14 protein-coding genes are annotated in these 15,065 nt (G+C 43.5%); 5 read left to right on the top strand and 9 right to left on the bottom strand.

Features of this window, described 5'->3' with window-relative positions; translation table 11 throughout:
* Position 1: 1 nt before the first annotated feature.
* Genes dksA through LBC_RS06955 form a run of 4 tightly spaced genes read right to left on the bottom strand, consistent with a single transcriptional unit; the run spans position 2 to position 2,903 of the window.
* Positions 2-358 carry an RNA polymerase-binding protein DksA gene (gene dksA, locus LBC_RS06940; RefSeq protein ID WP_221253719.1) on the bottom strand — a complete coding sequence of 119 codons (357 nt, stop codon included), beginning with the start codon at positions 356-358 and terminating at the stop codon, positions 2-4.
* Between the two features lie 8 nt (positions 359-366).
* Positions 367-822, bottom strand: a complete 456-nt coding sequence (locus LBC_RS06945; RefSeq protein ID WP_221254989.1) for a 23S rRNA (pseudouridine(1915)-N(3))-methyltransferase RlmH — start codon at positions 820-822, stop codon at positions 367-369.
* Complete coding sequence (accD, locus tag LBC_RS06950) at positions 803-1,654, bottom strand: acetyl-CoA carboxylase, carboxyltransferase subunit beta (RefSeq protein ID WP_221253720.1); 852 nt, start codon at positions 1,652-1,654, stop codon at positions 803-805. The genes LBC_RS06945 and accD overlap by 20 nt, the downstream gene beginning before the upstream one ends.
* 55 nt (positions 1,655-1,709) lie before the next feature.
* The gene (locus LBC_RS06955; RefSeq protein ID WP_221253721.1) at positions 1,710-2,903 is read right to left on the bottom strand and encodes a methyltransferase regulatory domain-containing protein; all 1,194 of its coding nucleotides are present in this window, start codon (positions 2,901-2,903) and stop codon (positions 1,710-1,712) included.
* A 324-nt stretch (positions 2,904-3,227) separates the two neighbouring features.
* Here LBC_RS06955 and polA point away from each other — a divergent pair, with 324 nt between their 5' ends.
* Positions 3,228-5,873 carry a DNA polymerase I gene (gene polA / locus LBC_RS06960; protein ID WP_221253722.1) on the top strand — a complete coding sequence of 882 codons (2,646 nt, stop codon included), beginning with the start codon at positions 3,228-3,230 and terminating at the stop codon, positions 5,871-5,873.
* A complete protein-coding gene (locus tag LBC_RS09055; RefSeq protein ID WP_260173349.1) occupies positions 5,870-7,396 on the top strand; it encodes a glycosyltransferase family 9 protein in 1,527 nt (508 codons plus the stop codon). Before polA ends, LBC_RS09055 begins: the two co-directional genes overlap by 4 nt.
* Here the strand turns inward: LBC_RS09055 and LBC_RS06970 are convergent.
* The gene (locus LBC_RS06970) at positions 7,377-8,276 is read right to left on the bottom strand and encodes a glutamate--tRNA ligase family protein (protein ID WP_221253723.1); all 900 of its coding nucleotides are present in this window, start codon (positions 8,274-8,276) and stop codon (positions 7,377-7,379) included. The genes LBC_RS09055 and LBC_RS06970 overlap by 20 nt on opposite strands.
* 1 nt (position 8,277) lies before the next feature.
* Positions 8,278-8,610 (bottom strand): SMR family transporter, encoded by a 333-nt coding sequence (locus LBC_RS06975; RefSeq protein WP_221254991.1) that lies wholly within the window; start codon positions 8,608-8,610, stop codon positions 8,278-8,280.
* A 345-nt stretch (positions 8,611-8,955) separates the two neighbouring features.
* Here LBC_RS06975 and LBC_RS06980 point away from each other — a divergent pair, with 345 nt between their 5' ends.
* Positions 8,956-9,141, top strand: a complete 186-nt coding sequence (locus LBC_RS06980) for a hypothetical protein (protein ID WP_221253724.1) — start codon at positions 8,956-8,958, stop codon at positions 9,139-9,141.
* Between the two features lie 270 nt (positions 9,142-9,411).
* Here LBC_RS06980 and LBC_RS06985 read toward each other — a convergent pair whose 3' ends face one another.
* On the bottom strand, positions 9,412-10,998 hold the full coding sequence (locus tag LBC_RS06985) for an ABC-F family ATP-binding cassette domain-containing protein (protein WP_221253725.1): 1,587 nt from the start codon (positions 10,996-10,998) through the stop codon (positions 9,412-9,414).
* A gap of 259 nt (positions 10,999-11,257) precedes the next feature.
* On the opposite strand from LBC_RS06985, the gene LBC_RS06990 reads away from it, so the two are divergent.
* Positions 11,258-11,566: a hypothetical protein gene (locus LBC_RS06990; RefSeq protein ID WP_221253726.1), complete on the top strand. Its 309-nt coding sequence runs from the start codon at positions 11,258-11,260 to the stop codon at positions 11,564-11,566.
* A 13-nt stretch (positions 11,567-11,579) separates the two neighbouring features.
* Entirely contained in the window at positions 11,580-12,164 is a 585-nt protein-coding gene (locus LBC_RS06995) for a glycosyltransferase (protein WP_260173473.1), read from the top strand.
* A 26-nt stretch (positions 12,165-12,190) separates the two neighbouring features.
* Here LBC_RS06995 and LBC_RS07000 read toward each other — a convergent pair whose 3' ends face one another.
* Entirely contained in the window at positions 12,191-13,528 is a 1,338-nt protein-coding gene (locus LBC_RS07000) for an anaerobic C4-dicarboxylate transporter (RefSeq protein ID WP_221253728.1), read from the bottom strand.
* Positions 13,529-13,553: 25 nt separating this feature from the next.
* Positions 13,554-14,954, bottom strand: a complete 1,401-nt coding sequence (locus LBC_RS07005) for an aspartate ammonia-lyase (RefSeq protein ID WP_221253729.1) — start codon at positions 14,952-14,954, stop codon at positions 13,554-13,556.
* Positions 14,955-15,065 lie beyond the last annotated feature (111 nt).

Genomic DNA, 15,065 nt, shown 5'->3' on the forward strand with positions numbered 1-15,065 from the left:
CCTAAAATTTGGTTGTCTTTTCAACTATCTCACGGCATAGTATGCAGTATCTAGCATGAGGTTTTACCTTAAGTCTAGCCATATCTATCTCCTCCTCACACATCTCGCATATTCCGTATGTTTTATTAAAAATTTTACTCAAAGCACGGTCAATCTCGGCCAATTCGTACTTTTGCTGGTTTGAGATAGACTGCTCTATGAGCTGATCTGTGTTGATATTTGCTATGTCAATCTCATCTGTCGCGCCGCTGTCCCTTAATCCAGCACTTTCATTTTGCACCTCGCCTAGATTATACTCGATTTGAGCGCGCCTTTGTTCTAGTATGTTTTTAAATTTTTGCAGATCTTTTTCGTTCATCTACCTTCCTATTTGTGATATGGATGCCCAGCATTTATAGCCAAAGCACGATAAATTTGCTCAAAAAGCACGAGCTTTGCGATCTTGTGGGCCATAGTTAGTGCACTAAGCGACAAGGTCACATCGCAGCTATTTTTAAACCCATCACTAAGCCCATAAGCCCCACCTATAAAAAAACCTATGCTCTGCTTTGCATCTAAAAGAGCGGCAAATTCCTCACTGCTAAGCATTTTCCCACGCTCATCAAGGGCTATATTAAAGCCTTTGCTAAGCTTTGGCAGGTAGACTTCGTCATAGCTTTTTAGTGCGCTTTGTCTGCTTTGGCTTTGTGCTTTTGCTATGCGGTCATTAAATATGACACACTCGCTTATTTTTGCATATCTTGCCGACATTTTCGCATACGAGGCTAGCTCGTTTTCATACTCGCTAGCGCCTTTTTGTATGCTATGCACTACGATTTGCATCACAGAGTAAGCCTATCATATCTGATATGAATTTTTTATGCTCATTTCGTGGTATAATCGCGTCTATTAGCCCATGCTCTAATAAAAACTCAGATCTTTGAAAGCCCTCTGGCAAATCAGCACCTATAGTCTGCTTTATCACACGCTCACCCGCAAAGCCTATTAGTGCGCCAGGTTCTGCCATTATAATATCCCCAAGCCACGCAAAGCTAGCCGACACGCCGCCCATAGTCGGGTCTGTCATTATCGAGATAAATGGCAATTTTGCGTCTGATAGCAGCTTTAGTGCAGCACTTGTTTTACTCATTTGCATGAGAGAGAAAGTGCTTTCTTGCATACGCGCGCCACCACTTGCGCTTACTATGACTAGAGGCTGGCGTTTGTCGATTGCGCGGCGTACTGCTCGCAGGATTTTCTCACCCTCAACAGAAGCAAGTGAGCCACCCATAAATCCAAAATCAAACACAACAAGCTGAAGCGCCTTGCCCTCGCAAGTACCCTCTCCAGCTATGACTGAGCTTGCTCTGCCAGTTTTCTCCTCGCCTTCAGATATACGCTTTTTGTATGATTTTTTATCTACAAATTTAAGCGGATCTATAGGTCTAAGCCCACCGTCATACTCTACAAAGCTACCCTCATCGCAAATTAACCTTATGCGCTCACTGGGGCTTAGCCTCATGTGGTGTCCGCATTTTGGGCAGACGTTAAAGTTGCTTGCTGTTTCTTTATAATACATAAGAGAGCCGCATTTATCGCACTTTACCCAGTGAGATGGGGCTTCAGAACGAGCAGGCTGGGTCTTTCTAATCTTAAAAATATCGGTAAAACTCATCACATTTCCCTTATAAATTCGGCTCTAATTATACCTATTTTTTGCTTGAGTTTGCTTAGGAGGGGCTAAAATACTCAAAAAAGTGCATCTGAGTTAATAAATTTTCTAAATCATCTATGTAAATTTTAATCAACTCATCGTCTTTTTTGCGTGCGTCCGCTCCCGTGCGTGCGTCTAATCTAAACTTGCCAGCTTTTATCTGCTTTTTTAGGTATTTTGCTATGTCTGCTTTGCTATTTATGCCGTCAAATTTCATAGCCACGAAAGCTTCGGCTGGGACGATAGGATGATTTTGCCCAAACTCATCAGCAAAGCCAATAACTGGCTCTTTCGTATTTGCAAAATAGCTAAGATATGGCAAAATAGCTGGCTTTAGGCGACTAAATTTAGGCTTATAAGTTATCTTTTCATATTTTTTCACGCTCACCGTAGACCCAAGCCCAGTCAAACCCAAAACCTGTACCATGCCAGCATATGCGCTAAGTCTAACCTCGCCCTGCACGACTCTAACAAGCTCGGCTAAGCTTATGCTGGCTGGATACATTTTATTAAACACTTCATAAAGCCAGTTGTATTGCTCGTTCATACGTTTTCCAGCTTTAGTAAAATATGCGTCATCTTTTTTAATAAAACTAGCCATTAGATGAAGCTTTGCTAGCGCAGAAGCGCCTATTTCATCACTGCCTAGACTTGCTTTTGTGCTTTTATGAGTTACTATGCTCTGCCTAAAAATTCTGCCTAAAAACATATCCATCCAAAACTCAGATTCAATGTGACTATCAAAGTTTTCTTTGATAAATTTATCAGCTTCATTAAAACCTAAATCAAATGCGACTATATCACTAAAATTATATTCACCCAAATAAGCCAACTCGCTACTATCTAGCATAGAGACAAAATCATCAAAGTATAAAGACTCGTTAAAGCTCTCTAAAAATTCGTGCGTAAGATAATAATCAGGCATTTCTAAAACCATCTCTATATGAAGCTTTAAGCTGGCATATGCACGCAGATCGTAACTATATTGATCCATTTGTTCAGTATAAGTAATAAATTTATAATAAATTTTCAAAGCCTCCCGCACAAACTCCATATTTTGGCTTTTCTCCCACGCTTTTAGCATTATTTTTCTTATTATGTCTTTGACTTTCCAGCCTGGATAGACGTTGTATGAGATGTAGGCGACGCCGTTTGGGTTTAGGTGATTTGAGATTACAGAAAGTATGGCGTTTTGGAAAAACTTTGGCACCCAACTAAATACGCCGTGGCAGATGATGTAATCATATATGGATTATGCAGGGCAAATGGGATTAAATTCCCGCCAAAGCTACAGCCGATTTCTAGGATTTTAGAATGTGTTGTAGGGGGGGGGGTAGAATGCCAAAAAGCGTCGCACAAGCTTCTAAAAGCAGAGGATTTGACGCTCTAAAGGAATAGGATTTATAAGGCACTTCATCATAAATGTTTTATGTTTTAACTATTTTTGGAATTTGCTAAATTATAGCCAAATTTAATCTGCATTTAATAAATTCTGCATAGAATTTTCAAATTCACACAAAAACAAAGGCGACTTATGAAAACACTCACAGTAATTGATACGTTTGGATTTTTCTTTAGACTTTATTATGCTATGCCAAATTTAAGAACTCGCTCAGGGCTTCCTAGCGGCATGGTAAGCGGCTTTGCTAGCTTTATTTTAAGCCTAGCAGATGAGTTTAAGAGCGATTATTTAATCTTTGCGCTTGATAGCAAAGGACAGACCAAACGCCACGAAATGCTAGGCGAATATAAAGCAAACCGCTCCGCTCCACCCCCGGAGCTAAAAGCCCAGCTAGGTGTGTGTATAGATATGATAGAAAAAATGGGGCTAGTGGGGATAAGCCGCGAGGGATTTGAAGCTGATGATATAATAGCCAGCGTCGTAAAACAGTGTGAGAATGAGGATATTTTTGTGCGTATCGTTACGCATGATAAGGATCTTTACCAACTGATTAAAGATGGTAAAAGCGCCATTTATAGTCCGCAGAGCAAAACTCTCTATGACGAGGCAGCTTGCGCCGAAAAATACGGTGTCGCACCACATCAAATTCGTGATTTTCTAGCTCTTACAGGGGATAGTTCCGATAACGTACCTGGCGTTAAAGGTATCGGAGCAAAGGGGGCAAAAAAGCTGCTTGATGAGTTTGGAGATTTGGAGAGTATTTATCAAAATATAGCCTTTATCTCAAACGCCAGAACACAGGCTATGCTAGCTGAAGGCAAAGAGAGCGCAATGCTATCTAAGCGGCTTGTTACGCTTTTTGATGATGCAGACGTTGGGGATATTAAAAAGGCTACTTTCCCATCAACAAACCCCTTGATTAAAATTCCTCAAATCCTGCAAGAATATGAGCTAAATAAAATCCTAAAACAGCTTCGTGCTAGTAGCGATGACATGGCAAGTTCTGCAAACCTCGGCTTTGAAGCCATCACGCTAGATACGAAAGAAAAGCTTGAAAACGCACTTAGCGGCATAACAAACGAGACGATAGTTGCCTTTGACACGGAGACAACAGACATCGATAGCAGGAGTGCGAGCATTGTTGGATTTAGCTTTAGTTTTAATAGCGAGCGAGCCTATTACGTGCCTATCGCGCATAGCTATTTGGGAGTGGGTGCGCAGGTTGATAAGCAGCTTGCAAGCTGGGCTGTAGAGCAAATTTATAAAGCGCATGTCGTGGGGCATAACCTAAAATACGACTTTGAAATCGTGCAAAATAACCTAGGCTTAATCCCACCTAAAAACTACACAGACACCATGCTTTTAGCCTGGCTAGAACGTCCAGGAGAGAGCGTAGGGATGGATGCTTTAGCACTTCGGCTTTTTAGCTACGAGACAGTGAAATTTGAAAGTATCGTCTCAAAAAAACAGACTTTTGCAGATGTGGAGATAGCGCAAGCTAGCAAATACGCAGCAGAGGATGCTTGGATTACGCTTAGATTTTATGAGTATTTTATGAAAAACCTACCCGCTGAGCTGCTTGATGAGGCGCACAGTGTGGAGATGCCCTTTGTTTGCGTACTACTTTACATGCAGCGCCTTGGAATTGGGCTTGATCGCATAGTTATGCGTGGGCTAATAGAGCAAAATGCGCAAATATTAAAAGAGCTAAGCGCAAAAATTTATGAGCTGGCTGGAGAGCAGTTTAATATAAACTCCACAAAGCAGCTTGGCGAGGTGCTTTTTGAGCGGCTTGGACTAAGCGCGAAAAAAAAGACAAAAACAGGCTACAGCACGGACGAGAGCGTGCTGGCTTCGCTGGTAAATGAGCATCCTATCATCAGCGAGCTTTTAAGCTACCGCGAGGTATACAAGCTGCAAAGCACCTACTGCGAGCCGCTTTTAGCTCTTGCTTTAAAAGATAGCGAGCATAGAATTTATACAAGCTTTGTCCAAACTGGCACCGCCACAGGCAGGCTAAGCAGCAAAAACCCAAACCTGCAAAATATCCCAGCTCGTGGCGAGAGAGCAAAGGCGGTAAGAGAGGCTTTTGTGCCTAGGCGTGGGTATAGCTTTGTTGGGCTTGATTACTCCCAGATTGAGCTTAGGCTGCTTGCGCATTTTAGCGGCGATCCTGCGCTTATAAGGGCGTTTAATGAAGGGCAGGATATACACTCTCACACGGCGATGACGATTTTTGGCGATAGCAATAGCGAGCATAGAGCCGTGGCAAAGAGCATAAATTTTGGGCTTATTTACGGCATGGGCTCAACTAAGCTAGCCGATCAACTAGGCATCGAGAGAAAGGCAGCAAAGGAGTATATAGAGCGTTATTTTGCGGCATTTGCGAGCATTAAAAGCTATCTTGAGAGCATAAAAACCGAGGCTAGAGAGCTGGGCTATGTAACGACGCTACTAAATAGACGGCGATATTTTGACTTTGAGCGTGCTACGCCTATGCAGTTAGCGATGTATGAGCGAGAAGCGGTAAATACACGCTTTCAAGGCTCAGCGGCGGATATTATAAAGCTGGCGATGATTAGAATTTATAACGAGCTTTTAGACGATAGCACACGTATGCTGTTGCAAATCCACGATGAGCTTATTTTTGAGGTGGCTGATGAGAGGGCACAGGAGTTTGCCAGTGCAGCGCAGGAGATTATGAGTGGCGTCGTGCGGCTAAATGTGCCACTTTTAACTTCGCTTAGCATAGCTAAAAACTGGGGCGAGCTAAAGTGAGAGTTTTTATCGAGCTGCCGACCTGGCTTGGGGATGCGGTGATGGCTAGCGGGGGCTTAAATCTGCTGCTAGCTAGCCTTGGGGGCGATATACCTTTTGCCAGATGGCAAGATAGTGCGGATAAAATGGGTGATGCGAGCGTTGCGTCTAGCCACTCTGCTACGCTAGAAGCGACTTTAAGCCCGGCTGGAAACTATCCAGCCCAAAGCGAAGTCGGCTTAAATTTAATCTACACAAACCAAAGCCAGCAGGCTGCTACGCCCAGCCGCTGCGATACTAGCACGCACCACGTACCACAGAGCGAGCGAGTCCAAAATGGGGCTAATTTAAATTTAACGCCCCAGCAAAATGCCAGCCAAGCCCCACGTCAATCAAAGCCCAGCCAGCTTAGCTTTGTGCTTTTTGGCTCAGCCGTAGCAAGCGAGCTATACGCCCCACTGCCAGGCTGCGAGCTAGCCCTAAGCGACACTAGCCGCCACGCACGCTTTAGGTTGGCTAGCCTGGTTCGCACTTACCGCAGCCTTGGTGAGTTTGACGCCGCTTTTAGCTTTCGTAGCTCGCTTGCCTCACGAGTGGCGTTGCGATTTTTGCGCACCAAGCACCGCTTTAGCTTTAGGCGTGATAAAAGCAGCACCGCTCACCAAGCACAGAGGTATTTTGACTTTATTAAAGCTAGCCTTTTAAGCCTGCAAAAAAGGGGATTTTTAAATTTAAACCAAGCCTTTTTTGGCGATGAGGCAGAGTTAAAAAATGCCAGCCAGCCAGCCATTAATCAAGGCGCAAAAAATAGCCACATATTTTTAGGCACGCCACAAATGAGCCAGCCAGAGCCAAAAAAGGCCACGTCTCAAACGAGCAAGCCCCAGCAAGCAAACAGCGGACAAGCTTTAAATTTAATTAACCACGCCCAGCCAGAGAGCCAATTAAATTTAAAAGCGGCGCGGCAAGCCAGCCAACTAAATTTAACCCACCCCCAGCTTTTTTTGCCCTTTGCGCCGCATAAATTTGCTCGCCCCACACTTGGCATAAACGCCGGTGCTAGCTACGGAAGTGCCAAGCGGTGGCTGCCCGAGCGGTTTGCTAGCGTTGCGGCAGAGCTAGCTGGGCAGTTTGAAATCGTGATTTTTGGTGGCAAGGCAGAGAGCGAAATCTGCGGCGAGATAGAGCGGCTGCTAGCCCAAAATGGCGTGGCGGCTAAAAACTTAGCTGGCAAAACAAGCATCGCCAAGCTTTGTTCGCTTATTGCTGGACTTGGCCTATTTATCACCAACGACAGCGGTCCAATGCACATCGCAGCGGCTTATAAAGTGCCTACAATCGCCATTTTTGGCAGCACAAAAGATGACGAGACAAGCCCCTTTGACAACCCAAACGCCCGCATTGTAAAGCTTAATCCACCATTAAAATGTATGCCCTGTATGAAGCGTGCCTGCCCCCTAAAAACACACGAATGTATGGATAAAGTCACCGCCCAAATGGTGCTAGACGAGGCGAGAAGGCTGCTTAAAATAAGCCAAATTTAAAAGAATTTGGCTTTAAAAACCCCTCCACCTTTAACCCCCTCACCATCCCATCCAAACTATCACACTCTCTTATACCAAGTATCTTGCTAGCTTGTAGGTATAGTGTGGCTGGGCTTTGGTTTAAATTTAATGCAGTAGCAGATGAGCTTTTACTTAGCTTTTTACCATCATCTTGTAAAAGCAGGTCATGATAGATAAAAAGGCTATCTTGAAAACTAAGCCCTAAGCAAGAACTAAGAAAGCTCTGCTGATAACTACACTCTCTTAAGTCAAGTCCTCGCACGAGTAGATTTACCCCAAGACTAGCATCATCAATAACGCTTGCTAGATTATAACTAGCTGAGCTATCTTTTTTAAGTAAGACAAAATCCCATGCCCATTTTGGTAGTTTTAAACTAGGCTCTTTAACCAATAAAAATAGCTCATTTATATTTAGCCTTTCATTGTTTGCTTTTATCCTTAAGGCCTTATCGCCATTACCGCTTTTTTGTAAGCTTTTACAAAGTCCAGTATACCTTCCATTCTCATCATATGCTCCAGGCTTAGTTTTAGAGCAAGCGCACGCATACACTAAGCCTTTTTTATCTAGCTCTTTTATAGCGTTTTTATATCTTTCTTGTCTAAAGCGTGAGCTAAAATGTCTTTCAAACTCATCTACGCTCCTAGATCCATAATCCCAGTTTATATCAAGCCATTTAAGAGTATCAAAGATATTTTGCACATATTCTCTGCGGTATCTTAAAAGGTCATAATCATCAATGCGAAGATGTAATACTCCATTTAAAGCTTTAGTAATAGCAGCTGTGAGAATGAAATTTAAAGCATTACCAGCATGTAAGTAGCCGCTGGGTGTTGGGGCTAGGCGGGAGATGATTTGCATTTTAATGGCTAGCAGTCTTTGAGAAAAGATTTATCACAACCACACCAGCAATAATTAAAGCTATGCCGATTAAGGCTGGCATATCTAGCTTTTGGGCTAGGAAAAAATATCCAATCAAAGATATCAAAACTATCCCAAGCCCACTCCATATAGCGTACGCTATACCGACTGGAATACTTTTAAAAACAATACTAAGCAGATAAAATAACACAAGATATATAAGCATGCTACAGATCGCATAAAGAGGCCTGCTAAAGCCCTCACTAAGCTTTAAAAGTGTAGTCGCCACGACCTCCATGACCACCGAAATTCCAAGAAGCACCCAAGCATTTATCATCTTTTCTCCTAATTTATGTGATATTTTAGCAAAACAGCGCTTAAAACCCATGCACGTATGGATAACTTTAAATAGGATTTTAGCTTGTGTTTGAATTTATCTTTACATCAAGAAAAAAAAAGGGGGGGCTTGAGTTATTACTAAGTCGCTCCCCTTCCTATTTATCCTTCGCTCACATTGCTTCATAATATGCTCACTCGCTTACAGCGCACAGGAGCGTATGCAAGCCACAAAGTAGCTTAGCACAGCAGTTGCTGTGCGTGCATAAAGTGAAAACAAGGCGTAGCCGCAGTTTTCTTCGCCACTTCGTGGCGCAAACCCATTGGGTCTAGGTAAAGCGTAGTGGAACTGGACGTCGGCGAACATATCGCTTGCGATGTGAGCCACACAAAAGCAGTGGACTTGCTAGGACTGCGTCCTGCTAGAGCTCCTGTGGGGTTTTGGGTGCAAAGCTTTTCTGCACAGGTATCGAGTGGAGAATACTTCGCACAAACTGGCTATATGCAAAATATCGTGAGATGGATTTAAATGTTGCGACGGATTTTCGCAAAGGAGTTACCGAGTGGGTAATTAATGAGCGAAAATCCTAGCTCATTTAAAGACGCTCACAAGACAAGCTGGTCTAACAAATTTAAATTCAAGATAAGTTAAACCAGCAAGACAGGAACGCAAAAATGCAAGCATCACTTGTCTAGGCGAGGCGCAGGAAGTTACCTGATAGGTAATGACCACAGCAGCTGCGGACTGAAACGAAGCATAGCCAAGCAAGACGAGCTAAATTCTAAAGCAAAGAAAAGTTTACTCAAGCCCTAGGCTCGCCCTATACTCCTCATAGCTTCCCCTAAAATCGACAATCTCGCCGTTCCCTTTAAGGTGCAAAATGCGGTTTGCAAAGGCGTCAATTAGCTCTCTGTCGTGGCTAATGCAAATGACTGAGCCAGCAAAGCTGTAAAACGCCTCGCCCAGGGCGATGATGGCTTCAAGATCTAGGTGGTTGTTTGGCTCGTCCATCACAAGCAGATTTGGGCGGTGTAGCATTAGCTGGGCTAGACGGACTCGGTGCTTTTCGCCCCCACTTAGCGCCCCCACTGCCTTTTCCTGCTCCGCACCGCTAAAAAGCATCCTGCCAAGGCACTTGCGAATTTCATCTATGTCTTTGTTTTTAGCATCCTGCAGGTATTCATAAAGCTTAAGCTCGCCTGAGAGTTTATTCGTCGTATCCTGCGCAAAATATCCAAGCTCAATAGTCGCCCCCACGTGCACGCTGCCGCTATCTGGGGCGACTTCGCCCATTATGATTTTAGCTAGCGTGCTTTTGCCAACGCCGTTGTGTCCGATGACGGCTAGCTTGTCGCCCTTTTCTAGCTTAAAGCTAAAGTCTTTAAAAATCACCTTTTCATTGTAGCTTTTGCTGATGTTTTTTAGCTCAATTAGCTCGTTTCCTATCTCACGATTTAGCCGAAACAGAATGCTCGGATCCCTCCTGCTTGAAGTGGCGATCTCGGCGATATTTAGCTTTTCAAGCTGCTTTGCACGGCTTGTAGCCTGGCGGGCTTTGCTTGCGTTTGCCGAAAAGCGCGCGATAAATTTCTCAAGCTCCTCTTTTTCTTTTAGCTTTTTATCTCGCTCCATTTCGGCTTGGCGGGCGATTAAATTTGCCGCCATATACCAGTCGTCATAATTGCCGCTAAACTCTCGGATTTTCTTAAAATCCACGTCCAGTATGTGCGTGCAAACTCGGTTTAAAAAGTGGCGGTCGTGGCTGATTACTACTAGCGTGCCTTCGTGGCGGTTTAGCTCGTTTTCTAGCCAGGCGATGGCGTCGATGTCTAGGTTGTTTGTCGGCTCGTCTAGGAAAAGCACGTCTGGGCGCGGGAAAAGCACCTGAGCTAGCAGGACTTTAAATTTATCCGAAGTTTCAAGCTCGCTCATAGCTGCGTCAAAGTCCGTAATGCCAAGGCTTGAGAGGATTTTTTCAATTCTTAGCTCATACTCGTAGCTTGGGTCTTCTTCAGCCGTGATTAGCTCAAGCTCGCTTAGGCGCTCATTAATGGCGTCGGTAAATTCCTCACTCATATAGAGCTTTTCTTTTTCTTTAACGGCGTCGTATAGGCGTTTGTTGCCATAAAGCACGGCGTCTTTTATGCTAAAGCTTTCAAAGGCAAACTGATCCTGTCCTAGCACGCCGATTTTTAGCCCATTTTCTACCGCTATCTCGCCGCTGCTTGGCTCGATTTCGCCGCTTAGGATTTTTAAAAATGTCGATTTGCCAGCGCCATTTGCGCCGATTAATCCGTAGCGGTTGCCACGATTTAGCTTTAGGCTCACGTCTTCAAAAAGCAGGCTAGAAGCAAATCTTTGCGTTAAATTTCTTATCTCTACCATATCTGTCCTTTTAAATTTAAAGCAGAGATTTTACTAAAAGTTAGTTTAAAGAGTGATTTTGCGTGATATAATACGCCATATTTTTTGCAAAAGGACGGCAAATGAGAGAGAGTAATGCCGCCATTTTGTTTAAGCAAAATGGCTTTGGCGGGGCGATAAAGGTATCTCGCTTTATTTATGATAGCCTTAAAAAGCTGGCTTTGGGCTAAAGGCTGTCTGTCTAAGAAGCCACGCTGATGGCAGTGGATATTTTGACGGAGTGGATTATCAAAAAACAAGTATCCCAAAGGTGGGCTTTGATCCGTTTTATTCTAAACGCATAAATTTTTTTAAATCCATAATAAAAGAACTTGATGTTGACCCAATCATCTGCACTTGCCACGAATATAACTTTTTTATAGCTTTTGCCGCTAAAAGTCTTGGCGTTAAGTGCATTATCTCAGAACACGGAAATCACCTGCTTGTAAGGGGGATTAAGAAAAAAATATTACGCTATTTTGCCTACAAAAGCGCCGCTTTTATCACGCTTTTGACTAAATTTGATATGGACTTTTTTAGGGGGGCATAAAAACATAGTGCAGATGTATAATCCAGTGGATTTAAAAATCCCTTTAAATTTGGCGCAAAAAGAAAATATCGTGCTATTTCCGAGCCGCCTTGATAAAAATAAGCGGCTTGATTTTCTGATTTGCGCCTTTAGCCTGCTAGATGATGAGCTAAAGCGCAGCTATAAAATCGTAGTCTGCGGCGACGGAGAGGAAAGGGCTAGCGGTGAAAGGCTAGCTAAAAGCCTAGGAATAAACCTGCAAGTGCTTGGCTTTGTTAAAGATATACAAAACTACTACGCAAAAGCTAAAGTGGTGGCGATGAGCTCAAGAAGCGAAGGCTTTGGCAACGTTTTGGTTGAGGCCATACCTTTTGACTGCGCTAGAATATCAACTAAGGCTATCGCTGGACCAGCAGAGCTAATTAAGGACGGCTGGGACGGCTTTTTGAGCGAGATTGACGATGTGAATGAATTTAGCCAAAAGCTTGGCTTGCTTTTAAGAGATGATGGGCTAAGGGCGGAGTTTTGTAAAAATGCTAGGGCTAGGCTAGCTGAGTTTGACCCTAAGCACATAGCCCAAAAATGGGTAGATTTAGCTAATAGAGCTTTAAAAATTTAAACTGCCCCAAAATAACCGGGGCAAAATCAAATAAGCACAGGAGCTATAACAAAACCCAAAGCCACAGTAATTGCTACCATTAGCGTACCAGGCACGATAAAGCTATGATCAAAGACATACTTACCCACCCTAGTAGTGCCTGTATCATCCATTGCAATAGCTCCTAGCGTAGTCGGATACGTCGGTAGGACAAATAGCCCTGAAACCGCCGCAAAACTAGCCACAACTACCCATAGGTTTTCGTGGTGCTCTGGGGTTAGCCCCATGGCGATGACGACTGTTGGAATAAGTGCCTTTGTGGTAACTGCCTGTGAATAAAGCAGCGAGCTAGCAAAGTATAGCACAATGGCTAGGACATAGGGGTGATCGCTCACTACAGCCGAGGCAAAGCTTTTAATCGCATCTGTGTGATTGCTCACAAATGTATCGCCCAACCACGCTATGCCAAGAACGCAGATACAGGCGTTCATGCCACTTTTAAACACGCTTGTATCCAGGAGCTTTTCTGACTTTACACCACAGCTTAGCACTATAAGCGCACCCACAACAAGCATAAAGCTCATGATAGCTTCATTTCTGCCTAGGGTCGGATTTTGTATAAGCCCCACACTTTTTGAGATGACTAGGGCGTAGGCTACGACTACTAAAACCCCAAGCGCAAATATCCACACAGAAAGTTTTGCGTCTGCGCTTACGCTTTTATACTGCGCCTCTTTTACCTCAGCCACAAGCCCAGCTTTTAGACGCTCTTTATAGATTTTGTCGCTACTTAGGTCTAAATTTGCAAAGGTGTTATACAAAAAGCTAGTGATTAAAATTCCAAAAAAGCTAGTACTTATAACAATCGCAAGTAGCGTCGGATAGCCAAGCCCAAGTGGCTCTACTATACCAGTCATAGCCACTACAGCCGCACTAATCGGACTGGCAGTGATTCCTATTTGAGATGCTACAACAGCTAGACTAAGTGGAGCTGACGGCTTGATATTTTGCCCCTTTGCCACCTCAACAATAACTGGTATGATAGAAAATGCCGTATGTCCAGTCCCTGCAAACATAGTAAGAAAATACGCCACCAAAGGGGCTAGGTAGTTTATATGCTTTGGATGCTTTCTAAGAAGCCGCTCAGCTATTTGCACAAGAAAATCAAGCCCACCAGCAGCCTGAAGCGCAGAAATAGCGGCAATTACCGAAGCAATGATAAGTATCACATCCACCGCAATATTTCCTGCCTTCATCCCCAGACACATGCTTAGCACCACCACGCCAAGTCCGCCAGCATAGCCTATACCCATGCCACCCATTCTCACGCCCAAATATATCGCACCAAAGAGCACGAGTATTTGCAAGACAACTATAAAGTCCATCTACTCTCCTTTAAATTTGATTGCGTTATTTTACCATAGTTGGGTTTAGCATATTTTTTGGATTTAAAATTTCCTCTATCTCTTTTTTACTTAAATACCCGCGCTCCTTTACTATCTCACCCACACTTTTGCCTGTATCTAGGGCTTCTTTGGCGATGCTAGCTGATTTTTCATAGCCTAAATATGGATTAAAAGCCGTTACTATTCCCACTGAGTTTAGCACCTGTCTTTCACACTCTTTTACGTTTGCACTTAGCCCAGAGATTGCCTTTTCACGCAGGGTATTTGTGGCGTTTATGGCTAGGGTTATCATGTCAAATAGCGCATATGCGATACCTGGCTCAAGCGCATTGAGCTCAAACTCTCCACCCTTGCTATTTAACATTATTGCAGTATCATAAGCGATTATTTGATTAGCCGCGATTAGCACGACTTCAGCAATGACTGGGTTTATCTTGCCTGGCATTATGGAACTACCTGGCTGCATTTGTGGTAGGTTTATCTCGCCCAGCCCACACCGTGGTCCAGAGTTCATAAGCCTTAGGTCGTTTGCGATTTTGCTTAGCCTTATGGCTAGGGTTTTCACGCTGCCGCTAACCTGCGCAAAATCTGCAGTATCTTGCGTCGCGCTTATTAAATTTAAAGCAGGCTTAAAGCTCTCTCCCACTATCTCGCTTAGCTTTTTATGCACCTCGTCTTTATAAAGCGGATGGCAGTTTATCCCTGTGCCTATAGCAGTGCCACCTAGATTTAGGATTTTCATTAGATTTTTTGTCTGTGTTATCTGCTCTAGACTTGATTTTATAGACGCCGCAAAAGCACCAAAGCTATTTCCCAGCGTCGTAGGCACAGCATCCTCAAGCTCTGTGCGTCCCATTTTTATCACATCTTTAAACTCGCTCTCCTTTGCCTCAAGTGCGGCAACAAGCCCATTTAGAGCACCCTCAAGCTCGCCCAAAATAGCACAAGTTGCCACCTTTATCGCACTTGGATAGGTGTCGTTTGTGCTTTGTCCTAAATTTGCATGATCATTTACATGAATATACTCATATTCGCCCTTTTTATGCCCTTTTATCTCAAGTGCTAAATTTGTTAAAACCTCATTTACGTTCATATTTGTGCTAGTGCCTGCGCCGCCTTGTATCATATCCACGACAAACTGCTCCCTTAGCTCGCCAGCTATCACTCTATCAGCTGCGGCTGCTAGTGCTTGAGCTATTTCATGCGGTAAAACACCCACCTTTGCATTTGTAAGCGCTGCTGCTTTTTTAATCTGCGCAAAAGCCTTTATAAAAAACGGATAATCCTTTAACTTTCGATCGCTAAATTTAAAATTTTGAGTAGCTCTAAAGGTCTGAATACCATAATAAACCGAATCATCTATCTCAAGCTCTCCGATAAAATCATGCTCTTTTCTACTTGACATTTTCATCTCCTTAAAAACCCTGACGGGTTTAAATTTAAAGATAAATTATACATACAAAAGGCATTTTTAACTTAAAATGTATAAATTTTATCCTTGATATTAAAAGTGATG

The organism is Campylobacter sp. 19-13652, from assembly GCF_019702925.1.
Taxonomy (GTDB): domain Bacteria; phylum Campylobacterota; class Campylobacteria; order Campylobacterales; family Campylobacteraceae; genus Campylobacter_A.

Bases quoted from the DNA above. Each gene is read 5' to 3' on its own strand.
- dksA (WP_221253719.1), bottom strand. From the start codon at position 358: ATGAACGAAAAAGATCTGCAAAAATTTAAAAACATACTAGAACAAAGG.
- LBC_RS06945 (WP_221254989.1), bottom strand. From the start codon at position 822: ATGCAAATCGTAGTGCATAGCATACAAAAAGGCGCTAGCGAGTATGAA.
- accD (WP_221253720.1), bottom strand. From the start codon at position 1,654: ATGAGTTTTACCGATATTTTTAAGATTAGAAAGACCCAGCCTGCTCGT.
- polA (WP_221253722.1), top strand. From the start codon at position 3,228: ATGAAAACACTCACAGTAATTGATACGTTTGGATTTTTCTTTAGACTT.
- LBC_RS06970 (WP_221253723.1), bottom strand. From the start codon at position 8,276: ATGCAAATCATCTCCCGCCTAGCCCCAACACCCAGCGGCTACTTACAT.
- LBC_RS06985 (WP_221253725.1), bottom strand. From the start codon at position 10,998: ATGGTAGAGATAAGAAATTTAACGCAAAGATTTGCTTCTAGCCTGCTT.
- LBC_RS06995 (WP_260173473.1), top strand. From the start codon at position 11,580: ATGTATAATCCAGTGGATTTAAAAATCCCTTTAAATTTGGCGCAAAAA.
- LBC_RS07000 (WP_221253728.1), bottom strand. From the start codon at position 13,528: ATGGACTTTATAGTTGTCTTGCAAATACTCGTGCTCTTTGGTGCGATA.
- LBC_RS07005 (WP_221253729.1), bottom strand. From the start codon at position 14,954: ATGTCAAGTAGAAAAGAGCATGATTTTATCGGAGAGCTTGAGATAGAT.